Origin of the sequence: Hymenobacter sp. BT491 (assembly GCF_014349165.1) — a bacterium.
GTDB lineage: Bacteria > Bacteroidota > Bacteroidia > Cytophagales > Hymenobacteraceae > Hymenobacter > Hymenobacter jejuensis.
The window spans coordinates 1-22,822 of the sequence record NZ_JACSJJ010000002.1 but is presented as its reverse complement, the minus strand read 5'-3'; the positions used below and the strand labels follow the sequence as shown (position 1 = coordinate 22,822).

Here is a 22,822-nt window from a genome sequence, read left to right as displayed (position 1 = left end):
CCCAATTTAGGAAACTAACCTGAGCATTAACCTACGGCGGCGGGTGGTGTGGGCTAAAGAATCTGCCCCAAACCGAACAGCAGCACAAACACCAATGTGCTCAGTGCCATCTGCTTTAGCAGCGGATCGAGTTGCATGGAGTCTTGGCGGCGCCACACTTGCAGGCCGTTGAAAACCAGCAGCGGCGCAGCCAGCACAAACAGCCATTGCCACGGCGAATGGTAAGTGGCTGCTACATAAATACTTGCACAACCAAAGCCTAGCAGCAGCAGCAGCCAATGGTAGCCGCGCGCGGGCTGCGGGCCCAAGCGCACCGGAATCGTGATTTTACCGGCCAACTCATCGGAGCGGATGTCGCGGATGTTGTTGACGTTCAGCACGGCAGTTGCAAAACAGCCCAGGCCGGCCGCGGGCAACAACACCGTCAGCGGCAAGGCACGGGTTTGCAGGTAATACGTACCGCACACGCCCACCATTCCGAAGAAGATAAACACCGACAAGTCACCAAGGCCTGCGTAACCGTATGGCTTTGAGCCCGCTGTGTAATTGACCGCTGCCCAAATTGCCGATAACCCCAGCACAAAAAACGTCAGGAAAATCCAAGCACCGGACGTGCCAAGCGCGGCCCACAGAAGACACAAGCCAGAAATGAGAGAAAGCAGGCCGAATACACCCATGCCCTGCTTCATTTGGACAGGCGTGATGGCACCGCTTTGCACGGCCCGCTGCGGCCCTTCGCGGTGCACACTGTCGGCGCCGTTCTGTGAGTCGCCGTAGTCGTTGGCAAGATTGGACAGAATCTGGAGCAGAACGGTGGTGAGGGCCGCCAGTCCGACCACCAAGCCGTTGAAACTGTGGTTGGCAGCGGCTAAAAAGGCCCCCATCAGGATGCTAGCCAAGGCCAGTGGCAGTGTGCGGGGCCGGAAAGCCGAAACCCAAGCCTTTGCGCGACTTGGGTTTGCGGGAGAAACAGCAGAAGCCATTTGCAGAAGTCGGTTATACAGCCGGCGCGTTGTTAGGCTTGCCAACAACGCAGCGTCTCAGATTATTTCAGAATGTCGGCGAGCAGTTCGTCGCTCATGGGCTTCACCTTCGACGGATAAAACTTCACGACGTGGCCTTGCTCATCGATGAGGTATTTGCAGAAGTTCCAGGTGGGCGCATCGCTCACGACTCCGTTCTTCCCCTTGTCCGACAGGAACTTATACAGCGGATCGGTGTCGTCGCCTTTCACCGAAATTTTGCTAAACAGGGGAAAGCTGACGCCGTAATTTTTCTCGCAGAAGGTGGCAATCTGCGAATTGGTGCCGGGTTCTTGTCCGCCGAAATTGTTGGCCGGAAAACCCAGTACGACCACTTTGTCGCCGTGCTTCTTATACAGTTCTTCCAGTTCCTTGTACTGCGGCGTAAAGCCACACTCCGACGCCGTATTGACGATCAGGAGCTTTTTGCCTTTGTATTGGCTCAGTTTCACGTCTTTGCCGTCGATGGTCTTGACGGTGTAATCGTAAACGGTGCCCTGTGCAGCAGGCGCTTCGGTGGTTGAGTCAATCATGGAAGAAACGGGTTGAGAGAACGTGTAAGACGACAATCCGGCCAAAGCCAGTGTTGCCGCCATAATCGTAAACGAAGCTTTCATACAGGGAGTTAGGTGAGACTAAGGTAAGCGCGAAAACAGCTTTCACTCCGCAAACCACCAACCGGAGCGCATTGTTTGCAGGCCCGAAGGTAGCAGTTTCGCCCTGTTGCTGACTTAGAAATGTCGGTTAGGTAGTGGGCGGCGAAAGCCACTTTTCTACTGCTACCGGCTGATACGCTAACATCTTGTCTAACAAGGCATTAGGTACAGGACTTTGCAATAGTTGGTCGCGGTTCTCGCGGCGTAGCAGGCCTTCCGTAGCCATGGTATCCAAGGCCAGCAGCAAATGGTCGTAAAAGCCGCTGACGTTGAGTACGCCAATTGGTTTTTGGTGCATGCCAAGCTGGCCCCAAGTCAGCATCTCAAACAGCTCTTCCATGGTGCCGTAACCGCCGGGCATGGCAATAAAGCCCTCGGCCAGCTCCGACATTTTGAGCTTGCGCTCGTGCATCGACTTGACCACGAACAGTTCCGTCAGGCCCAAGTGCGCCAGTTCTTTATTCGCCAGAAAATCAGGAATAACGCCGATAGCCTGACCGCCGTGCTGCATCACGCTGTCGGCAATGGCACCCATCAGGCCCACACGCCCGCCGCCGTACACCAACGTAATGTTGCGCGCTACCAATGCTTGTCCCAAAGCGTCTGCCTGTTGGCGATAAATCTCGTTGGTTCCGGCACTGGAACCGCAATACACGGCTACGCTTTTCATAAACTATCTATTCCTATTCGTTTTGCCTTTCGACTTTTATTCGCGGCTGCCTTTTGCTAATCAACTACATGCGGTCCGGCACTTCAATACCCAGCAACCGCATGGCCGCTTTGATGGTCCGTCCGGTTTGGGCGGATAGCGCAACCCGGAAGGCACGCTTTACCTCATCGGGCTCGGTGAAAATGGAGACTTCCGTGTAGAAACGGTTGTAGGCTTTGGCGACATCGTACACATACTGCGAGATGATGGCCGGCGAAAAGGTGCGGGCAGCTTCCGCTACGGCCGTACCATAACGAGCCAATTCCTGCACCATTTCGCTTTCCGTAATGTGCAGACTAGCAATGGTTTGCACATCAGCCGTTTCGCTGATCCCCAGTTCGGCGGCCTTGCGGCGGATGGCGGAAATACGGGCGTGCGAATATTGGATGAAAGGCCCTGTATGGCCCTCCAGACTCACCGATTCCTCGGGATTGAAGAGCATGCGCTTCTTCGGATCCACTTTCAGCAAATAGTATTTGAGCGCGCCTAAGCCCAACGTATGGTAAAGCTGCTCGGCTTCCTGCTCGGTAAGTCCTTCGGTTTTGCCTTTGGCCAGCGTCGCTTCTTTGGCAGCCGCTACTACTTCGCGCACCAGTTCGTCGGCGTCTACTACAGTGCCTTCGCGCGATTTCATTTTGCCCGAGGGCAGATCGACCATGCCGTAGCTGAGGTGGTAAATGGCGTCGGCGTAAGGCTTGCCCAGCTTTTTGAGCACCGCCTTCAGCACCTGCATGTGGTAGTTCTGCTCGTCGGCAATGACGTAGACCGACAGATCGTAGCCGAAATCCTGGTACTTCAGCTCGGCCGTGCCCAAGTCCTGGGTGATGTAAACAGACGTGCCGTCGGCACGGAGCAGGAGCTTTTCGTCGAGACCTTCTTCTTTTAGGTCAACCCACACCGAGCCGTCTTCTTTCTTGAAGAAAACGCCTTTTTGCAGCCCTTCTTCAACACGCTCTTTGCCAAGCAGATACGTTTCCGACTCGTAGTAATACTTGTCAAAATCGACGCCGATGGTCTGGTACGTTTCGTCAAATCCTTCGTAGACCCAGCCGTTCATCTGGCGCCACAGTTGCAGCACTTCTTCGTCGCCCTGCTCCCACGCCTGCAGCATCTCCTGCGCTTCGGTCATGAGCGGCGCCTGGCGCTTGGCAATGTCTTCGGCCACGCCTTCGGCCTGAAGCTGCCGCACTTGCTCGCGGTAATGCTTCTCAAACAGGACGTAGTATTTGCCGATCAGGTGGTCGCCTTTAATGCCGGATTCCTGGGGCGTTTCGCCGTGGCCGTAGCGCTGGTAGGCCAGCATCGATTTGCAGATGTGAATGCCGCGATCGTTGACGAGGTTGGCCTTCGTGACGGTAGCGCCGGTAGCTTTCAGAATCTCAGCCACCGAATAGCCCAGGAAGTTGTTGCGCAAGTGCCCCAGGTGCAGGGGCTTGTTGGTATTAGGCGAAGAATATTCGACTACAACCTGCTGTGGGCCACCGGTTTGCACGGGTGTATTATCGGGCTGTTGGCGCAAGGCGGTAAAGAGTTGCAGCCACTGCGCATCGGCAATTTCGAGGTTCAGGAAGCCTTTCACCACGTTGAAGCCCGACACGCGCGCGTCGTTTTGCGTCAGCCACTCGCCCAGCGCCTGCCCAATTTGCTCCGGGCCTTTGCCCAAGGCTTTGGTCAGCGCAAACGTAACGAGCGTAAATGTGCCCGCAAACTCTTTGCGCGTCGGTTGAATCGTAAGCTGTGGCGCCGGCACTTCGGCGCCAAATACTTGCTGAATAGCCGTGCTCAGCGCGGCTTTGATGTCGTTTTCGAGTTGTTGCACAGAGAAAAATGCTAGGTAGCAGCAGCTAATGGCCTGCGCCGCTCGTCGGTTCTCGTCACTTGCCCAAACGCAGGCGACCGGCCGAAACGAAAGCTGCTTCCGGGTTCTACTGCTGCAAAGGTAGAAAGGCCGTGCGGAACGGGAAGGAAATGTTGGAGCCAAGTACCAAAACACTGGCTCAGCCAGATTATAAACCTAGCATAACCAGTTATAAGCTTGGCTTGAAATCACTTTCTTGGAAGTTCAAGTCTTTGCACACGATGTAAAAATCGGAGTCTCGGTGTTCAGTCTTCGTTTCCGGCGGCACCACACGTGGACTAAAATTGAACCACATTTCGCCATCCCACTCCACGACCGCGAACGATTCAACTACATCAATGGACATGTTCCGCGCTGCTGTTATGCGGAACTCTTTCACCCCGTAAAAAGTAAGTTCTAGATGCACCCAACTGTAGTCCTTTACTAAGGACATACAATTGATAGCGACTTTGATTTCAGGCCGAAAGTCTGCCGCGTACGATAGGCATACATCAAGGACCACAGCGTCGTCCAAATTGCCATAGGCTTCCGTAAACGCTTTTAAATTTTTCATTGGCTAATTACAAGCTGTGCGTCAAGGGCCTGTCCCCTTAGCTGGCGTGAGCTACGCAGCGTAACTCACGCCAGCTAAGGGGACTGCTAACCAAGAATCAGCACGCGAGATCCTTCGCTGCGCTCTGGATGACAAGAAATAAATAAAGTCGCAATATATTGATAATCAACTCGTTATGATTTTGCCCTAAAATGCACCACCCCTACCCGATTCTTGCCGGGACGTGGCATCTTCAATTCGCAGACGCTCCGTAATGGTATCCGTGGCTGCTTCGAGAATATCGAAAGCGTTGGAAGCCATGGTATTTTCGGAGTCGAGCGTGGGGTTGATTTCGACCATTTCGAAGCACACTACGCGCTCGTTGTCGAGCAGGGCGTGGCACAGGGAAATAGCTTCCTGCACGTCGAGGCCTTCTTCCACGGGCGTACCGGTGCCTTTGGAAAAGCGCGAATCCAGCGAATCGACATCGAAGGAAATGTAGACTAAGTCGCAGAAGCGCAGGCGCTCGTAGATCTCGCGGGCGACTTGCTTCGGGCCTTTGGCTTTGAACTCCTTCAGCGAAAAATTCTTGATGCCGCTGCGACGGATGATCTCGTCTTCTTCGTTTTCGGTGTCGCGCACCACCACATACACGAGGTGTTCGGGCTTTAGTTTCGGGCCTTCTTCGCCCAGGTTTTTCAGGCGGCGCCAGAAGAACTCGGTTTCGGGCTCTACTTCATTGCGCTGAAGCTCAAGGTTATCGAAGTTCAGGGCCATGGCCAGCGGCATGCCGTGGATGTTGCCCGACGGGGTGGTATAGGGTGAATGAATGTCGGCGTGGGCGTCGATCCAGATAACCCCGAGGGTTTTGTATGGGTAAGCGGCTTTGATGCCGGCAATGGTGCCGGCAGCGTTGCTGTGGTCGCCGGCCAGCACCAGCGGAAACTCGCCGAAACGCAACGTTTGCTCTACCGTATTGGCAATTCCCTTTTCTACCGTATACACCGAATCGATGTGTTTTGCGTAGGGGAAATGGTTTTTGTCGAACAAGACATGGTTCAGATCGGGCACGGCCACCGAATTGAACCGTCGAAAATAATCGGACCCTTTGTTAAGGCAGGCAATCTTGAGCGCATCCACTCCCAGACTAGCCCCACGAGTCCCGGCCCCCAGCTCGGAGCGGACTTCAATGAGCTTAATACGTTTCATAAAAGAACAATGCCCCGCACCGATGGAGGTCGAAGGACTCCGGCCGAATACCAGAAAGAGCAGGACCACGTCTCACCGCTCTCGTCCCGGGTACGCATGTCTGAGTACCCGATACCGCCTATCTTTGCGGGCCTACAAAGGTGCGGAAAAGCCTGCACAAAGGCCAACAGTCATAACCTTCTCATTCAGAGGCATTTGCCTTTCGTCGCCACCGGCTTCCCCTTCTAACCCCTCCTGACCCGAATGGATACTTACCACGACCTGATTTCCCAAACCTTCGATTTTCCCACGCCCGACTTTCACGTAGAGCAAAACGAGCTGCGCTTCCACGACATTCCGATGATGGACTTGGTGCGCAAATACGGCACGCCGCTCCGCCTGACGTACCTGCCCAAAATCAGCTCCCAGATTCAGCGGGCCAAGAAATGGTTTAACGACGGCATCGCCAAAACGGATTATCAGGGCACGTACACGTATTGCTACTGCACGAAGTCGTCGCACTTTTCTTTCATTCTGGAAGAGGCGCTGAAAAACGACATTCACATTGAAACCTCTTCGGGGTACGACATGCACATTGTGCGGGCGTTGTACAAAAAAGGCAAGCTCAACAAGCAGAGCTACATCGTGGCCAACGGCTTCAAGCGCGAACGCTACAAGCGCTACCTGACCGAGCTAATCAACGAAGGGTTTGTAAACTGCATGCCCATCCTCGACAACCTCAGCGAGATCGAGTACTACCACGACCACGTAACCGAGAAGTGCAACGTAGGCATGCGGCTGGCCTCCGACGAAGAGCCTCGTTTTCAGTTCTATACCTCGCGCTTGGGCATTCGCTACGCCGATGCGCTGCCGCTGTACGAGCAGAAAATCAAAGACGATCCGCGCTTTGAGCTGACCATGCTGCACTACTTCATCAACACGGGCATTAAAGACACCAGCTATTACTGGTCGGAGCTGAGCCGCTTTGTGCACAAGTATTGCGAGCTGCGGAAAGTGTGCCCTACCCTAACGACCATCGACATCGGCGGCGGGCTGCCCATCCAAACCTCGATTCAGCCGGAGTACGACTACCAGTACATGATCGAGGAAATTCTGCGCACCATCAAGCGCATTTGCGGCGAGGAAGGCGTGCCGGAGCCACACATCTTCACGGAGTTTGGCATTTTCACGGTCGGCGAAAGCGGAGCTACTATTTATTCCATTTTGGATGAGAAGCTCCAGAACGATAAGGAGTTGTGGTACATGATTGATGGCTCGTTCATCACCAACCTGCCCGATACCTGGGCCCTAAACCAGCGCTTCATCATGCTGGCCCTCAACGGCTGGGAAAAGCAATACAAGAAAATTCAGTTGGGCGGCCTCACCTGCGACTCGCAGGACTATTACAACGCCGAGAAGCACATCTACCAAGTGTTCCTGCCCGAGCGCAAACCCGCCGACAAGCAACCTTTGTACGTGGGCTTTTTCCATACCGGGGCCTATCAGGAGAGCCTTTCCGGCTACGGCGGCCTGAAGCATTGCCTCATTCCGGCCCCGCGGCACGTCATCCTCGACCGCGACGAAGACGGCACCCTGCGCGACTGGGAGTTTGCTTCCGAGCAGGACCCCGAGTCGATGATGCGTATTCTGGGTTACACCGAGTAATCTTTTTTAGTCAATTGTGCCCAGGAGTAAGCTAGTCCTGGGCACAAATTGTACTTTTGATTTCCTATATCAATACACCAACCCTCTGCATTCTGCATGATGAAAAATTTACTCTTGCTGGCTTCGTGCGCGGCTGTTTTCGGCTTGGGCTCCTGCAATAAAAAAGCAAATTGCCCCGCTTACACCGGCATCAAAGCTGCCAATCACGTTTCTTCACCCATCACAGCAAGCACTACTTCTACCGCTGCTTCGCGCCAATAAGTAGTCAAATTTGGCTTTTCCCAAGAGCTCTCTGCGCTAAGGTGCGGGGAGCTTTTTTTATGGCTCAAAATCAGCTACTTACAAAATAATATGGGCTGCACAATTTAAAGACGGAACAATCGTTATAAATTTAAATGTTTAGTTTTGAGGCTCTTAACACACGCACATTTTAACTCATTTTGCATTTTAGCATGAAAAAGTTTTTGCTCTTGGCGCTCGTTGGATTAGTAGGGATGAGCTCGTGCCGCACCAAGTGTCCGGCTTATTCATCTGCTAAGCCTGCGAATCAGGTTTCTTCCACCATTACGGCCAGCGCGGGGCAAGCTCCAGTAGTGCGGCAGTAAGTATTACCCATTCCAAAAACAGCAACGCCCGCTTTCTAAAAGTAGAAAGCGGGCGTTGCTGTTGAAGAAGTTTTAGGTTGGAAATCAATGCTGCAAAATCCATTTTACGGCTTCCGGCAGATCGGCAACCCGCGGCGAATACGCCACAGGTTCGGCATCGCCTACCAAGATCCCTCGTACGCCTACGCGAGTTCCGGCTTCCATGTCGCGGGCCCGGTCACCGATCATCCAGCATTGCGCCGGATCGAGGTGAAAACGCGCGATGGCTTTTTCGAGCATCAGCGAATCGGGCTTGCGCAGGAGCGACTCGCTAACGCTGGGGTGTGAGCGGGCAAAATAAAAGGCGTCGATCAGGCCGCCGCAAGCTTGTTGTAGCTTCTCATGGCAGCGGTACACATCGGCGGCCGTATACAAGCCTTTGGCAATGCCTGCTTGATTGGTAACCACAACCAGTTGGTAACCAGCAACTTTCAAATTCCTTAAACTTTCGGGTACGCCGGGCAACACCACAAAATCTTCGGGTTGCCACACGTAGCGGCCAATTTCTTGGTTTAATACGCCATCGCGGTCCAGAAACACGGCTTTGGACTTGACAGCGGAAATAACAGGTAGATTCATTGGTTCAAAGCTACTGATTCCGCTGAAGCCTGGAACAACCCGTCGCGCTGGCCTACCTTTGCGCCAAACGAATTTGCACGGTATGAACATTGCCATTCTGGGCGGCGGTATTTCGGGTCTTACCCTGGCCTGGTATCTACAGAAAGCCGGTATTTCCTATGACTTATTTGAAGCGCAACCCACGGCTGGTGGTAATCTGCGTACCGTGCACCCGGAAGGCTACCTACTCGAAACCGGCCCTAACTCCCTGCAACTCAGCGACGAGCTAGAAGCTTTACTAGCTGATCTTGGCTTAACAGAAGAAATTCAGGATACGGCGGCGGTCAGCGCCAACCGCTACGTGCTGCGCGAGGGCCGTTACCAAAAGCTGCCCGGCTCGCCCCCTGGCTTGCTATTGAGCAGCTTTTTTAGCTTAAGAGGCAAGCTTAACATTCTGAAGGAGTTACGCCGGCCAGCCGCTTCTCCCGACCCCACCGAAACATTGGCAGGATTCTTTCGGCGGCGCTTTGGGCAGGAAATTGTTGACTATGCGCTAAACCCTTTTATATCAGGTATTTACGCTGGCGACCCAGAACGGCTGTTGTTGCATAAAACCTTTCCGAAGCTCGGTGAGCTGGAACAAACGTATGGCTCGGTAGTACGCGGACTGGCCAAATCGGGCCGGGCTGGCGGTCGGCGCCGAATTATTTCGTTACGGCAAGGCATTCAGACCATTACAGATACAATTTCGGCCAAACTAACAAACTATCACGGCGGTCAGGGCGTTACGGAAATAGTACGCTTGCCCGACGCTCGATACCAAATCCGGACGGCGCAGGGCACTTTTGATCACGTTGCCTACGACGCCGTTGCGTTGGCCTTGCCGACTTACGCGGCCGCTCCTTTGTTGCAGTCTTTGTTTCCTGATGCTGCCGTTGCGCTTGCAGCCGTTTTTTACCCGCCCATGGCCGCCGTATACACCGCCTACCGCCGCACCGACGTTGGGCACCCGCTTGATGGCTTTGGAGCACTACACCCCAAGGTGGAGCAGCCGTATGCGGCGGGCAGCATCTGGACCAGTTCCATCTACCCCAACCGCGTGCCGGACGGCCAAGTATTGTTTACCACCTTTGTAGGCGGCTCGCAGTACGAAGCGCAGGCTCGGCAACCCGAAGCGGCGCAGCGCGCTGCTGTGCACGAGGAACTAAGCAGGCTCTACCACATCAAGGCCACGGAGCCGGTGTGGCAGTACCAGTACTATTGGGAAAAAGCTATTCCGCAGTTTGACAGTCGCATTCTCGCAGCGCACGCCGCGGCCGACGCACTTTCCGAACATAAAATTTATGCAGTAGCCAACTGGCGCGCCGGCGTGGGCGTGCCCGACTGCATTCGCTACGCCAAAGAACTGGCTGAAACGCTGGCTGGTTCTGCCCAAAATGCCTAGCCGAAGCTAGGAAGTCATAAAAAACCTGGGAAAAGTATTCGGGCTTTCTCTCGCACACCTATCTAACTTCTATCTTTGAACAATGAACGATGGGCTCGTCCTGATTCCTACCTATAATGAGCGCGAAAACGCCGAATTGATTATTCGGAAGGTGTTTTCGTTGCCCAAGGCATTCGACGTGCTCATCATCGACGACGGCTCGCCCGACGGCACCGCCGAGATCGTGCGACGCCTCCAGGGTGAATTTCCCAATCGGCTGTTCTTAGAGGAGCGTCGCGGCAAGCTGGGCCTTGGCACGGCGTACATCCACGGTTTTCGGTGGGCACTGGCGCATGGCTACGGCTACGTCTTCGAAATGGACGCCGACTTCTCGCACAACCCCGAAGACCTGGTGCGCCTGTACAAGGCTTGCGCCGACGATGGCTACGACATGGCCATCGGTTCGCGCTACATCCAGGGCGTAAACGTAGTCAACTGGCCCATGGACCGCGTGCTTATGTCGTGGTTTGCATCAGCTTATGTGCGCATGATCACCGGCATGCCCATCGCCGATGCTACGGCGGGCTTTAAGTGCTATACGGCCCGCGTGCTGCGCACTATTCCGCTGGACCGAATTCGCTTCGTGGGATATGCCTTCCAGATAGAAATGAAGTGGCTGGCCTACAAGTATGGGTTTCAGATCAAGGAAGTGCCGATTATTTTCACCGACCGCACCCGTGGCACTTCCAAAATGAGCAAGGGCATTTTCCAGGAAGCCCTGTTCGGCGTCATCCAGATGAAGGTAGCCAGCTGGTTTCGACGCTTCGACCGGCGGCCCATTGCCGCCGATGTCGCCCCACAGCCGGTAGCCGCCGCCGCTTCGGGCGCAACCTCCGTGCAAGAATCGCGGTAAGCGCCTGATACAGTTGGGTTCAGAAAAAAACTGACCAGTGCTGTATCTTGCTGCTAATGGAAAACACTCCTATTTTCTGGGTTGGCTTCAACGCATTCGTGCTGGTGATGCTCATGCTCGATTTGCTCGTTTTCAACCGCAAGGAGCACGTAGTGCATATGCGCGAAGCGCTGGGCTGGTCAGCTTTCTGGATCGCGCTTTCCCTCTCGTTCAACTACCTCGTGTACCGCACGATGGGCCGGCAGGCAGCCCTCGAGTTTCTCACCGGCTACCTGATCGAGAAATCGTTGAGCGTCGACAACCTATTTGTGTTCCTGCTGATTTTCACCTACTTCCAGGTGCCGCAGCAGTATCAGCACAAAATCTTGTTTTGGGGCATTCTGGGAGCACTTATTCTGCGCGCTGCCTTCATTTTGGCGGGTGCGGCGCTGCTGGCCAAGTTTCACTTCCTGATGTATGTGTTGGGCGCTTTCCTGGTCTATACGGGTGTGCGCATGGCCACTAGCGCAGGCGAGCCGGAAATTGACCCGGATGCCAACCCCATAGTCAAGTTTTTGAGCCGTTACATGCCCGTTACGCGCAATCTGGAAGGCGGCAAGTTCTTTGTACGCAAGGAAAAGCTGCTGTTTGCCACCCCGCTGTTTGTGGTGCTTCTGATGGTCGAAACGACCGATGTGGTCTTTGCCGCCGATTCCATCCCGGCTATTCTTGCCGTTTCCCGCGACACGTTCGTGGTGTACACGTCCAACGTATTCGCGCTGCTGGGCCTACGCGCCTTGTATTTTGCTTTGGCAGGCCTTATGCGGCTTTTTCATTACCTGCACTACGGCCTCTCGCTTATTTTGATTTTCATCGGGGGCAAGCTGCTGGCTTCTAATTATTTAGAGATCCCGATGGGCATCTCCTTGGGCATTGTGGGCTTTATTCTAGCAATGTCGGTCATCCTATCAGTTCTGTTGCCTAAGAAAGAAGACGAATCCGTCGAGGCTATTAACAAGTAATCAACATAAGTATTTGATTAATAATAAATTACATAAACACCCTTCTGGCCAGAACAGCAAGTAAAAGCCCCCGGTGATGCGCATCACCGGGGGCTTTTACTTGCTGTTCTGGCCAGTTATTGCTTTGGCGCCTGGTCAGGAGTTTCGTCCGGCGGAGGCGTGTTGGCACCTTCATCCGGGGCCTTGCTGCCGCCCAGCAGATCAATCAGGTTTAACGGCTCAAACTGCGACGAATCGGCGGCCGATACGGTGCGCACTGTATCAACAGCAGTCACGATGTACTTGCGAGCCGGACCGTTGAGCGCGACTCCGAGGGACAAGTTGTCGTAGTCGGACTGCGAAATCAGGCCGCGTTGGGCCATGATGCCCGCGATAAGGTGGTAGAAATAGCGGCTGCTGCCGCGTAGGTTGCCGTAGCTGTCGAAGGAGTAGCGGTAGAACTTGGGCTTGGGAATGATGCTCGCCAAGTACAAGCTTTCCGACAGGTTGAGGTTGGCAGGTTGCTTATCAAAGTAGAAGCGCGCGGCCTCTTTCACTCCGTAGATTTTCGGCCCCCATTCGATGATGTTCAGGTATACTTCAAACATCCGCTCTTTCGAGGCCAAACGCGTATTTTCAATAAGCCACACGATCAGGGCTTCCTCGATTTTGCGCGTAACGGTTTTTTGACGCGTCAGGAACACGTTCTTCACCAGCTGCATCGAGATAGTACTGCCGCCGCGCGCAAATCGCCGCTCCTTGATGTTCTGAATGATCGATTTCACGAACGCCTTCTCCATGAAGCCTTTATGCGTCAGGAAGCGCGGGTCTTCCGCCGTCATGATGGCATATTTCAGGTAAGGCGATATGCGATTGTACGGCACAAAATTGGGGTTAGAAGGCCCCACCGCGAAGGTTTTGATCGAGTCGCCTTTGTCGTTATAAGCGGTATAGGGGAAGTCCTCGTTCAGCATGTTGAGATTTTCGCGGCCGAAACGCGTAATCCGAAAGTTCTTACCCTTTAACGACGAGTCAAATCGCAGGCTGTCAAGGTGATTCATGTCGAGATTGGCCTGCAAGTGATACTTCAAAGTACCCTCACCCTGCATCCCTTCCAGCGTCCGGAACATGCCCTGCGGCAAGGCGGCAAAGAACACGTTAGCTGGTGTTTCCGCCGATTGAATATCAGCTGCTACCTGCAGACCCGCCAGCAGTTCGTTGCGGTTTTTCAGGCCGTTGGACTTGCCGATTACACGCTGTTTCAGAGGCAGCTTACGCACGCTAAACGTCGGAAAAAACTCCATACGGTTGAGCGTGATTTTGCTGCCTTTATCGAGCGAGAACGAGGCCTTGCCCAAGGTCGCTACAAAGTCGATGCCGCCGCGCGGGAACACCACGTCATCGGCCGAGAGCTTGGGGTGATTGACTACGAAGTTGCGGGCGGAGGCCTCGCCGCGTACCGTTAGCTTTTCGTCGTCGTATTCTTTGTCGGCTAGGCTTAGGCGCAACGTGTCGAACTGCACCCGCGCGCCATACCGGCTCTTTACATAGGGCAGCATCACGGGGCGGCGGTTCAGGCCAAATACATCAGCAGTTAGCTGATAATCACCGGCTTCCACGTGACCGCGCACTCCTACCTGGTTGCTCACCGAGTCGATGTCAGCAGTCAGCTGCCCGGCAATGTCTCCATCTTTGATGCTAAACCGCGGCATATTGATGGACGCCATATGGCGTGGGCTGCGGTACGTAATCAGAAAGCGCCGGAAATCAGCCTCGCCAGGCAAGTTGTCGAAACCTGCCTCAATCACTTGATTCAACAACAGGCCGTAATTGGTGCCCTGGGTCGTATCGCGCTTTATTACCGGCTGGTTTTTCTTGCGGTTGCGGTACAGGAACGAAAAGTTGTCAGTCGTCAGCGTACGGATGGCCGTCAGACGGGCATCGTCGATTTCGAGGTTGCTAAACACCGGCCGTCCCGCAAACAACGACCGCAAGCTCAGGGAAGCATTAATGCGCTGGGCACGCAACAGCGTATCGCCGCCAACGGGCACCATCGCAACACCCTGGATTTCAACGGTATTGAGATCCGTAAACTGGGCGGGCCCTAAAATGAGCTTGACGGGGTATTTGCGCTCTACCTTCGTTTTGACCTGCGCCAACGCATATTGCAGCAATTGTTGGCGCTTGAGGAGAAATACACCGAGCCCAATGGCTAAAAGCACCACAACGATGCCCACACCAATACCTATTTTTTTCTTCGTAGCTAGCTTCACGCGAACGGACAGAGGGGATGAGTCGCGGCCAGGCTAGCGAGTTTCGTGCCGAACCCGCTGCCGCTCGTAGCACAAAGGTAAGCAAAAGCGCTACGCTTGCCTTAGCCATCCGCGTCGGCTTCGTTACCTTTGGCACACTTGGCCATTTTCCTTGTACGCATGTCTTCAGCTGCCGACTACGACGAACTGACTTCCCTCAACGCCCTTTCTCCGCTCGACGGGCGCTACCGCCGCCAAACGGCCCCGCTCGCGCCGTATTTTTCGGAGTTGGCTTTGATTCGCTACCGCGTATTTGTGGAAGTTGAGTATTTCATCGCCTTGTGCGAGCTGCCATTGCCTCAATTGCAAAGCGTTGACCATCAAGTATTTACCTCACTTCGTAAGGTGTATCAGGATTTCTCCCGAGAAGACGCCGAAGCGGTAAAAGCCCACGAGCGCGTCACCAACCACGACGTAAAAGCCGTCGAGTATTTTCTGCGGGACCAATTCTCGGCTCTTGGACTGGGGCGCTACTTGGAGTTCATTCACTTCGGCCTGACTTCACAGGACATCAACAACACGGCCGTGCCGCTGAGCTTGCAACAAGGCCTTATTCAGGTGCTGTTGCCAGCTTATGCCCAGGTGCGCAATACGTTAGCCGCGCAGGCGAGCCAGTGGCAGAGCATTCCGATGCTGGCCCGTACGCATGGTCAGCCGGCATCCCCTACTCGCTTGGGCAAGGAAATAGCGGTGTTTGTGGCCCGTCTGGATGCGCAGGTAGCCTTGTTAGGACAGGTACCGTTTGGGGCGAAGTTTGGTGGTGCTACGGGCAATTTCAACGCCCATCATGTAGCCTACCCCAACATTGATTGGCGCCAGTTTGCCGATGATTTTGTAAATACCCGCTTGGGCTTGCACCGCAGCCATCCGACCACCCAAATCGAGCACTACGATCATCTGGCCGCTACATGCGACGGCCTGAAGCGGCTCAACACCATTCTGATCGATCTGGCGCGCGACGTATGGCAGTATATTTCGATGGGGTATTTTCGCCAAACTATTAATCCCGGCGAAGTAGGCTCTTCGGCTATGCCGCACAAGGTCAATCCCATTGATTTTGAGAATGCTGAAGGTAATTTGGGCGTCGCTATTGCCCTTCTGGAGCACTTGGCGGCGAAGCTTCCCATCTCCCGCCTTCAGCGCGACCTAACCGATTCTACGGTGTTGCGCACGCTGGGAGTGCCCCTTGGCCACACGCTCGTGGCTCTCACGTCGTTGCAGCGGGGCCTGGGCAAGCTGGCGCTCGACGAGGCGGCGCTACACCGCGATTTGGAAGCTAACTGGCCGGTGGTGGCAGAAGCCATCCAGACCATTTTGCGCCGCGAAAACTACCCCGACCCGTACAATGCGCTTAAGGCTCTGACCCGTACCCACGGTCCTGTTACGGCCGAAACCATCAGTGAATTCATTGATACACTGGAGGTTGGCGACACAGTGAAAGCAGAGCTGCGAGCGATTTCGCCAAGCTCCTACGTCGGCATCTAATTTCGAGGCTCTTACCTGCTAATCAACATATTACGCATTTTTTCTAATGCCCGAGCTCAACGGCATCACCGTTCATCCCGATTGTCGCCATTTCCGCGGTGACGTTCCCTGCCGCCCCAACAAAGAGCACGGCTACCAGTGCGCCGATTGCCCAGTGTACGCGCCTGTGCGGCAACGCATTCTGATCATCAAGCTAGGAGCCATCGGCGATGTCATCCGGACGACGCCCTTGCTGCGGCGCCTGCGCCAAGAATACCCCAACGCATTTATTACGTGGCTCACGCATACGCCTGCCATTCTGCCCGCCGGCGAGGTCGACGAAATCCTGAAGCTGGAGTTGTCGGCAGTGCTGCACTTGCAAGCCCGCCAGTTCGATCTGCTGTTTAACCTCGATAAAGACAAAGAAGCCTGTGCTTTGCTGGGCAGCATCAAAGCCGATCAGAAATTTGGCTACCAATTGCGCCCCACCGACGGCGTGGCGTGGCCCGTCAACGAGCTGGCCAACCACAAATTCCTGACGGGCGTGTTCGATCAGCTTAGCCTGCAAAACACCAAACCTTACGTGCAGGAGATATTCGAACTCTGCGATTATGACTTTCGCGGCGAAGAATATCTCTTTGACAATCACCAAGATAAAGGTTACACCTGGGATGCGCTTCCTTCCGGCAAGCGCGTAGGCCTAAACACCGGCTGCGGTGACCGCTGGACAACTAGGCTTTGGTCGGATGAGAAATGGATTGCTCTCATCTCCCAGCTCCAACAGGCGGGTTACACGCCTGTCTTGCTCGGTGGTACGGCCGAGGAAGAGCGCAATCGCCGCCTGCATGATGCTACGGGAGCGGCTTACCTGGGGACTTTTCCATTGGAGCAATTCATCAACCTGATGCACCAGATGGACCTGATTGTGACCCAGGTAACCATGGCTATGCACATCAGTATTGCATTGCGCAAGCCTACTGTGCTGATTAACAACATCTTCAATCCGTATGAATTCGACCTTTACGGCCGGGGCCAAATTGTGCAGCCCGATCGGCAGTGCGTTTGCTTCTATCGTGGCTCTTGCAAGCTGGGCACCAGTTGCATGGAAGACCTACCCGCCGACAAAGTGATGGCCGCAGTAGAAGCCAGCTTCCCAAGCAATTTATAACACCTTTACAATTAGATAGTTATCCCACCGAGACTGCTTTGAGTGCGCCGACCATTTCGGCCCATGAAAACTGTTTCTTGCGCTCGCGTACGCCGGCAGCAAAAGCGGGTTCCCGCTGATTTTGGTAGAAATCCAGGATCGCGTCGGCGATGGCTTTGGGCTGCGCTTTGGTTACGTAGCCCACTTCGCCGTCGGGTATTAGCTCGGCCAGGCCACCGACATCTGTAACAAGCATCGGGCGCTCAAAGTGGTAGGCAATCTGCGAAACGCCACTTTGCGTAGCATTTTTGTACGGCTGAACCACCAAATCAGCGGCACAGAAGTAGTCTACCACCCGCTCATTAGGGATAAAATCAGTGGCGCGCACCAGGCGGCTTGCCAAGGTGTGCTGCTTTATGATCGCTTCATAAGGCGAAGCATCTTCGTAATATTCGCCCGCCACAATCAGCTTTATGGGCAGTTGAGCCAGCCGTGAATCGGCAAACGCTTCGAGCAAAATATCCAAGCCTTTATAGGCCCGAATGAAGCCAAAAAACAACAGGTACCCATAAGCCGGATCCAGGCCCAGTGCAGCTAAAGCAGCCTCTTTGGGTTTTAGTGGGCCAAAGTTGTCATACAACGGATGAGGCTGATAACGAGCAGGTTGCTTGAAGTGCAAGCGCCGCAAATCGGCCAATACTGAGCGAGACATGGTCACGAAACCATGACAAGCAGCCAGAAAGTATCGCGTAAACGGCCGGTCGCCGGGGCGCTTTTCGTGTGGAATGATGTTGTCGGTGATGGCTACGATGCGCGTATGCCGGTTGCGCCTGATAAGCCTCGCAATCGTGCCCAAAGCCGGGCCCATAAACGGCAGCCAAAAGCGAAAGACCACTAAATCAGGCTTTTGACGGCGCAACTGATTGCCCACTTGCCACCACGACAGCGGATTAACCGAATTGATACTGACCTGTATATCTAGATCCTGTGGGCCAGCCTCGGTGCTAAACTGCGTTTGCCCCGGAAACAGAAAATTGGGGTATTGCAGACTGAACGTCACTATGCGCACCTCATCACCAGCCTCGCGAAAGGCCCGAGCCAACCGCTCGTTGTAGGTGGCTAAGCCTCCGCGCAACGGATATGCCGGCCCAATGATCACGACGTTCATTCAGCAGTAATTTTCACATTAGAAAGCCCTATGCATAACTAATTGACATACAATTAGTTATGCATAGGGCTACTTGTTTAAGTCAGATCACGTTGAGCTTCTCGCGAATCAGATATTGGTTCTTGCGCGGCCCATTCAGCTGGATCATTTCGGCTAGGAAACCGGCCAGAAACAGTTGCATACCGACCACAACAGCCACCAGCGCCAGGAAAAATAGCGGTTGGCTCGTCACATCTCGCGATTTGATATTGTGCAGCGCCAAATAAACTTTTTCGCCTACTAACCACAACGTAATAAGCATTCCGAGCACGAAGGACAAGGTGCCCATGGTACCGAAAAAGTGCATCGGGCGCCGCCGAAACCGGCTTACAAACGTGATAGACAGCAGATCCAGAAAGCCATATACGAACCGCTCCAGACCAAACTTGGTGGTGCCGTATTTGCGTTCTTGGTGCTGCACTACTTTCTCCCCGATGTTCCGAAACCCGGCCCATTTGGCAATCACTGGGATGTAACGGTGCATTTCGCCGTACACCTCAATGCTCTTTACAACACGCTGATTATAAGCCTTTAAGCCGCAGTTAAAATCGTGTAGTGGGATACCCGAAATCCAGCGGGTTACGCCGTTAAAGAGCTTGGTAGGAATGGTTTTGCTGATTGGATCATAACGCTTTCTTTTCCAACCACTTACCAAATCATAGCTACCCTGCACAATCATGTGGTAGAGTTCGGGCAACTCTTCGGGTGAGTCCTGCAAATCGGCATCCATGGTGCAGACTACTCGGCCTTCTGCTGCCTTAAAGCCTACATTCAAAGCCGCCGATTTGCCGTAGTTGCGGTTGAACCGAATGCCCCGCAGGTGGGTATCGATGTCGGACAATTCTTCGATGATACTCCAAGAAGAATCTGTAGAGCCGTCGTCGACCAAAATAACCTCGTATGTGAGTCCATGCTGGCTCAGCACGCGGTTGATCCAGCGTGTCAGTTCCGGCAAGGATTCGGCCTCGTTGAGCAAGGGGATAACAATGGAAAGCTCAACTGGGAAATGGTGCGGCAGGCGCTTACTCAAACTCAGGACGATTATGTTTGGTGATGGCGGAGATGATGAGGGAAAGAATAAAGCCGATCACGACGGCTCCCACAATGGCAAACACCAAGCCGAGCGGTCCCGTGCTAAATTTTTGGGACGTATTGACAGCTTGCTCAATTTGCTCGTCAGTCATGTTGCCTGCTTGGGCCATTTTCTCACGTGCCACATCAATTCCGCGTTGCATTGCCGACGGGTCAATGAATTCTAAGTACACATAACGAAAAATTCCGCCTAGAATACCCGAAACGAGCGACATCAGGGTGCCAATACCCAAGCCTTGCCCATAGGACATAAAGCCGCCGTTGTTGTCTTTGTAGAACTTGTGCGCGAGTACAAGACCTCCAATCCAGATGGCAAGCGCAACCAACCCTAGTGCGGTATTGCCCTCCTGCTTGGTTACGAAAAGGATGAACGAATAGATGACAGAAACCAGCCCCGTCAGCAACCCATATCGAATGGCAGTAGAAGTGGTTGTAACAGCAGCAGTAGAGGTGTTTTCCATGATCGTTGGGTGTTTGGTTTAGTATAAATAAATGAAAATCAGCATTATTTCCGAAAGAAAATCCCTCCTGGCACACTAATCAACAACCCAAACAGGATCTTATTTTTAAAGTCATCGGCGGCAAACCCTTGCGGGGTGCGGGCCAGTCCCTGCCGGGTGCGCTCGTATTGTTCCAAGCCGTGCGGTTGCTTCAGAAAATCGGCTTTGCTTGCTGCCAGCAGTTGATCCATTTCAGATAAGTGCCTCTGTATGGGCGCATTACCTGTAATTCTAGCAAAACCGTACACTCCTGCCGCCGATACCAAGGCGATGAAGAAAGTAGTGAGTAGACCAACGCCAATTGCTCGGCCTAACCCTGGACCTTCAGGTTGAAATTTCCGACGAAGCACGCCTTGGCTCAGGATTGCCGCCAACGGCGGGATGAAGAAGGTCATGAGCCTTTTGGGGCCATATGGGTTATTGCCCGTCAGGTATAGGCCTATAACCCAGAGAATGCATACAATACCTGCACTTACACCCCATTGAATGGCAGTGCGCACAACTGTTTGCCTGGCTGAAAGTGAAGAATTCACGCGTAGCTCGAAAGTGAGGCAGCAAGATAGAGTACTTTCCTCAAATCAAAGGACGCCATTAATAGTGTTAGGCTGCTACTGCGGGCCTACTGGCTTGCACTTTTGGTTTAGCTCGTAAAGCGAGAACCTCTAACAACAAGAAAGCGAGCGAGATCCATAAACAATAACGCCATAGCGGCTTGCCTACGCGCTCGGCCCGATATTGGGAAGCCACTGAACCACCTTTGGCAGGATCATAGACGTGTATGTTAGGCTGGTCGGGGCCGATCATCTTGCGCAAGTCATCGGCAGAATACTGTGCCAACTCAGATTCATGCTTGTCGAAGTTGAACGCTAACGTTGCCATCTTCTTCCCATTTTGCTCAAGTGCATAAAAGCCGGGTTCAGTCATCCCAGAAGGCACATCAAACCGGAGTACTCCTGCCTGTATTCGTTGCGCCGGAATGAAGCTCAGACTGTCTTTGGTGAGCTTGAAAACCTGATCAGCTTTTTGCAGCACCGATTGTGGTAAGGTAAATGCCACTGCTCGCTGGTTGAGACGATAGGCAATCTGCTGATCGCTCCGGTAGCTTTGCATCGCCAGCCGATACATTACCGGCACAAAGAGGGCATGCGAGGTAAAATCAGAATAAGTGGTATTAAAGGGAGCAGAAAATAAATATACAGCAGCTTGACCGTTGGAAAATCCGGCTAAGTACCCACTCCCGTCCCGCATTTGAAGCACGTCACTCCCCGATCGCGACCAGCGTAAAATTGGAGCTGCCTTCGGCATGATTGGCTGGCGGTTTTGCGCAGCAAATACATCTTTAAAGAATGGATTTTGCGGGCTTGGAGTAGCTATTTCCTGAAGTTCGGGATCACCAGAGGATCTTTCTTCCCATTGCACCACTCCTATTCCTAACTCTCTAAACAACTGGTTGTAGGTATCATGGCCAACAGCACCCGCCGGTGGAACAATGACAATAGAAGTCCCCTGTTGCAGTGCTCGCGTCAAACTTTCTCGCAGAGTAGCATCTACCCGTGGTAGCTCCTGTAACACAACTAAATTAGCTGCTGCCAACGAACGATAATTTGTAGACTGAGGCTGGCTAGCTGTGAACGCAAATAATGGTTCGTTGCCATACAACTGCTCGAGAGCAGCCGTGTTGTTGCCGATACCTAGTACTTTGATCTGAGGAGACGGTTGTAGCGTGAAGTAATACGTGTTATCGAATGTCACCGGAAAATCCTCAACCTCAACACGACACTTCCGAAGGCCATTTTCAGTGAGGCGAACCTGCACAACAGAAGTTGACGTCTTTCCAGCTTCTATTGTAGCACGATATACTGCTGCTTGTTGCTCAGCAATGAAAAGCTTTACCTGAACATCCTTAGCAGGTGCATTACCGCCATTGCGGACTCTTATTTTTAAAGAAATGTTGTTCCCAGAACGCACGAAAGCATCATCCAGCGCAATGCTATCAACATACACATTAGCAGCTTCTTGTGAAGCTATTGGCACCAACGATACATCTTTAGTGGAATCGACACCTCGCAAAAACTGAGGAGAGAAGGCATTCTTCTGAAAATCGGAAATAATAAATGTTTGCGCTATTCTACTCCTACTAAAATTAGTTTGCGCAATCGATGACTTTAAACTACGAGCTTGTCCTGAAATAGTAAGCTGTTTGAGTGCAGCTTGGTAAGCTGAAGCGTTCAGTATACTCTTAGGTCCTTCTTGAAGCAAAAAGCTAGTATTATTTACAAAAGCATTAGACAAACCTTGAGCTTGCTCCACAGCATTATCAAAAACCGACTGTTCATTATTACCTCTCGCCTGCATACTAGGCGAGTTGTCGATAAGTACAGCGATAGCGCTTCCAGTTGTTTTTTGTTCTTTCGAGGCAGGGATAAAAGGCTGAGCAAAAGCAAGAATCAGGAAAAACAAACCTCCAATACGTGCTAAGAGTACTATGATGTGCTTTAGCTTCCTCTGCTTTGCACTAATAAGTTTCACCTCTCGGATAAAACCAACGTTTGTAAAAGCAAGTCTTTGAGGTCGTCGTAATTCAAAGAGGTGTATTAATACTGGAACACCTAACGTAACCAAACTCAACAAAAACCAAGGATATGTAATTGACATTTGGACCTAATTCTTTCGAAAGCCGGTAATGATACAAGAAACGCTTAAAAGATAGGATTCGTCTAAACTTTGGGCCGTTCCGTCTTATAAAATAAGTAAATGCTATAAAAAAAAGCCCTGATACTGTTAACGGCACCAGGGCTTCATAACTAAAGATATCTTAGAAGTCACTTCATACTTTCCTTGCTTCTCGATATCAGACTAGCTTGCGAGAAAGGGGTAAACGCGGGGCGGCCCCCGCTCCGCATCGCCTGAACCCCGAAGCGGGGCAGGGACGCCGGGGCGGGGGCCGCGGGC

19 protein-coding genes are annotated in these 22,822 nt (G+C 53.1%); 6 read left to right on the top strand and 13 right to left on the bottom strand.

What is annotated here, in order from left to right; genetic code table 11:
• Nucleotides 1-53: 53 nt before the first annotated feature.
• The 6 genes from H9I52_RS06000 to rocF all read right to left on the bottom strand — a co-directional run bounded on the left by H9I52_RS06000 (nt 54) and on the right by rocF (nt 5,986).
• Nucleotides 54-983 carry a 1,4-dihydroxy-2-naphthoate polyprenyltransferase gene (locus H9I52_RS06000; protein ID WP_187453126.1) on the bottom strand — a complete coding sequence of 310 codons (930 nt, stop codon included), beginning with the start codon at nt 981-983 and terminating at the stop codon, nt 54-56.
• 62 nt (nt 984-1,045) lie between these two features.
• Entirely contained in the window at nt 1,046-1,639 is a 594-nt protein-coding gene (locus H9I52_RS05995) for a glutathione peroxidase (protein WP_187453125.1), read from the bottom strand.
• A 127-nt stretch (nt 1,640-1,766) separates the two neighbouring features.
• The gene (locus tag H9I52_RS05990; RefSeq protein ID WP_187453124.1) at nt 1,767-2,348 is read right to left on the bottom strand and encodes a TIGR00730 family Rossman fold protein; all 582 of its coding nucleotides are present in this window, start codon (nt 2,346-2,348) and stop codon (nt 1,767-1,769) included.
• Between the two features lie 64 nt (nt 2,349-2,412).
• Nucleotides 2,413-4,206, bottom strand: coding sequence for an arginine--tRNA ligase (gene argS / locus H9I52_RS05985; protein ID WP_187453123.1), 1,794 nt, complete (start codon nt 4,204-4,206; stop codon nt 2,413-2,415).
• Between the two features lie 208 nt (nt 4,207-4,414).
• Nucleotides 4,415-4,798: a hypothetical protein gene (locus H9I52_RS05980; RefSeq protein ID WP_187453122.1), complete on the bottom strand. Its 384-nt coding sequence runs from the start codon at nt 4,796-4,798 to the stop codon at nt 4,415-4,417.
• 186 nt (nt 4,799-4,984) lie between these two features.
• Nucleotides 4,985-5,986 (bottom strand): arginase, encoded by a 1,002-nt coding sequence (gene rocF, locus H9I52_RS05975; protein WP_187453121.1) that lies wholly within the window; start codon nt 5,984-5,986, stop codon nt 4,985-4,987.
• Nucleotides 5,987-6,229: 243 nt separating this feature from the next.
• On the opposite strand from rocF, the gene H9I52_RS05970 reads away from it, so the two are divergent.
• A complete protein-coding gene (locus tag H9I52_RS05970) occupies nt 6,230-7,630 on the top strand; it encodes an arginine decarboxylase (RefSeq protein WP_139516432.1) in 1,401 nt (466 codons plus the stop codon).
• Between the two features lie 689 nt (nt 7,631-8,319).
• On the opposite strand, the gene H9I52_RS05965 is transcribed toward H9I52_RS05970, so the two are convergent.
• Nucleotides 8,320-8,853 carry a D-glycero-alpha-D-manno-heptose-1,7-bisphosphate 7-phosphatase gene (locus H9I52_RS05965; protein ID WP_187453120.1) on the bottom strand — a complete coding sequence of 178 codons (534 nt, stop codon included), beginning with the start codon at nt 8,851-8,853 and terminating at the stop codon, nt 8,320-8,322.
• 82 nt (nt 8,854-8,935) lie between these two features.
• Here H9I52_RS05965 and hemG point away from each other — a divergent pair, with 82 nt between their 5' ends.
• The 3 genes from hemG (at nt 8,936) to H9I52_RS05950 (ending at nt 12,169) form a co-directional block, all read left to right on the top strand.
• Nucleotides 8,936-10,276 (top strand): protoporphyrinogen oxidase, encoded by a 1,341-nt coding sequence (hemG, locus tag H9I52_RS05960; protein ID WP_187453119.1) that lies wholly within the window; start codon nt 8,936-8,938, stop codon nt 10,274-10,276.
• An 82-nt stretch (nt 10,277-10,358) separates the two neighbouring features.
• Nucleotides 10,359-11,168 (top strand): polyprenol monophosphomannose synthase, encoded by an 810-nt coding sequence (locus H9I52_RS05955; RefSeq protein ID WP_187453118.1) that lies wholly within the window; start codon nt 10,359-10,361, stop codon nt 11,166-11,168.
• Between the two features lie 56 nt (nt 11,169-11,224).
• Nucleotides 11,225-12,169, top strand: coding sequence for a TerC family protein (locus tag H9I52_RS05950; protein ID WP_187453117.1), 945 nt, complete (start codon nt 11,225-11,227; stop codon nt 12,167-12,169).
• A 116-nt stretch (nt 12,170-12,285) separates the two neighbouring features.
• Here the strand turns inward: H9I52_RS05950 and H9I52_RS23205 are convergent, their stop codons facing one another.
• Nucleotides 12,286-14,421: a transglycosylase domain-containing protein gene (locus H9I52_RS23205; protein WP_187453116.1), complete on the bottom strand. Its 2,136-nt coding sequence runs from the start codon at nt 14,419-14,421 to the stop codon at nt 12,286-12,288.
• 159 nt (nt 14,422-14,580) lie between these two features.
• Here H9I52_RS23205 and purB point away from each other — a divergent pair, with 159 nt between their 5' ends.
• Nucleotides 14,581-15,945, top strand: coding sequence for an adenylosuccinate lyase (gene purB, locus H9I52_RS05940; RefSeq protein ID WP_187453115.1), 1,365 nt, complete (start codon nt 14,581-14,583; stop codon nt 15,943-15,945).
• Between the two features lie 46 nt (nt 15,946-15,991).
• On the top strand, nt 15,992-17,092 hold the full coding sequence (locus H9I52_RS05935) for a glycosyltransferase family 9 protein (protein WP_187453114.1): 1,101 nt from the start codon (nt 15,992-15,994) through the stop codon (nt 17,090-17,092).
• 19 nt (nt 17,093-17,111) lie between these two features.
• On the opposite strand, the gene H9I52_RS05930 is transcribed toward H9I52_RS05935, so the two are convergent.
• The 5 genes from H9I52_RS05930 to H9I52_RS05910 form a co-directional block, all read right to left on the bottom strand.
• A complete protein-coding gene (locus H9I52_RS05930; RefSeq protein ID WP_187453113.1) occupies nt 17,112-18,239 on the bottom strand; it encodes a glycosyltransferase in 1,128 nt (375 codons plus the stop codon).
• Between the two features lie 82 nt (nt 18,240-18,321).
• Entirely contained in the window at nt 18,322-19,308 is a 987-nt protein-coding gene (locus H9I52_RS05925) for a glycosyltransferase family 2 protein (protein ID WP_187453112.1), read from the bottom strand.
• The gene (locus H9I52_RS05920) at nt 19,301-19,831 is read right to left on the bottom strand and encodes a DUF4199 domain-containing protein (RefSeq protein ID WP_139516422.1); all 531 of its coding nucleotides are present in this window, start codon (nt 19,829-19,831) and stop codon (nt 19,301-19,303) included. The genes H9I52_RS05925 and H9I52_RS05920 overlap by 8 nt, the downstream gene beginning before the upstream one ends.
• A 44-nt stretch (nt 19,832-19,875) precedes the next feature.
• Nucleotides 19,876-20,370, bottom strand: coding sequence for a DUF4199 domain-containing protein (locus H9I52_RS05915; RefSeq protein WP_230471376.1), 495 nt, complete (start codon nt 20,368-20,370; stop codon nt 19,876-19,878).
• 100 nt (nt 20,371-20,470) lie between these two features.
• Nucleotides 20,471-22,525, bottom strand: a complete 2,055-nt coding sequence (locus tag H9I52_RS05910; protein WP_262385974.1) for a BatA domain-containing protein — start codon at nt 22,523-22,525, stop codon at nt 20,471-20,473.
• Nucleotides 22,526-22,822 lie beyond the last annotated feature (297 nt).

Bases quoted from the DNA above. Each gene is read 5' to 3' on its own strand.
- H9I52_RS06000 (WP_187453126.1), bottom strand. From the start codon at position 983: ATGGCTTCTGCTGTTTCTCCCGCAAACCCAAGTCGCGCAAAGGCTTGG.
- H9I52_RS05995 (WP_187453125.1), bottom strand. From the start codon at position 1,639: ATGAAAGCTTCGTTTACGATTATGGCGGCAACACTGGCTTTGGCCGGA.
- H9I52_RS05990 (WP_187453124.1), bottom strand. From the start codon at position 2,348: ATGAAAAGCGTAGCCGTGTATTGCGGTTCCAGTGCCGGAACCAACGAG.
- H9I52_RS05980 (WP_187453122.1), bottom strand. From the start codon at position 4,798: ATGAAAAATTTAAAAGCGTTTACGGAAGCCTATGGCAATTTGGACGAC.
- rocF (WP_187453121.1), bottom strand. From the start codon at position 5,986: ATGAAACGTATTAAGCTCATTGAAGTCCGCTCCGAGCTGGGGGCCGGG.
- H9I52_RS05970 (WP_139516432.1), top strand. From the start codon at position 6,230: ATGGATACTTACCACGACCTGATTTCCCAAACCTTCGATTTTCCCACG.
- H9I52_RS05965 (WP_187453120.1), bottom strand. From the start codon at position 8,853: ATGAATCTACCTGTTATTTCCGCTGTCAAGTCCAAAGCCGTGTTTCTG.
- hemG (WP_187453119.1), top strand. From the start codon at position 8,936: ATGAACATTGCCATTCTGGGCGGCGGTATTTCGGGTCTTACCCTGGCC.
- H9I52_RS05955 (WP_187453118.1), top strand. From the start codon at position 10,359: ATGAACGATGGGCTCGTCCTGATTCCTACCTATAATGAGCGCGAAAAC.
- H9I52_RS05950 (WP_187453117.1), top strand. From the start codon at position 11,225: ATGGAAAACACTCCTATTTTCTGGGTTGGCTTCAACGCATTCGTGCTG.
- purB (WP_187453115.1), top strand. From the start codon at position 14,581: ATGTCTTCAGCTGCCGACTACGACGAACTGACTTCCCTCAACGCCCTT.
- H9I52_RS05935 (WP_187453114.1), top strand. From the start codon at position 15,992: ATGCCCGAGCTCAACGGCATCACCGTTCATCCCGATTGTCGCCATTTC.
- H9I52_RS05930 (WP_187453113.1), bottom strand. From the start codon at position 18,239: ATGAACGTCGTGATCATTGGGCCGGCATATCCGTTGCGCGGAGGCTTA.
- H9I52_RS05920 (WP_139516422.1), bottom strand. From the start codon at position 19,831: ATGGAAAACACCTCTACTGCTGCTGTTACAACCACTTCTACTGCCATT.
- H9I52_RS05910 (WP_262385974.1), bottom strand. From the start codon at position 22,525: ATGTCAATTACATATCCTTGGTTTTTGTTGAGTTTGGTTACGTTAGGT.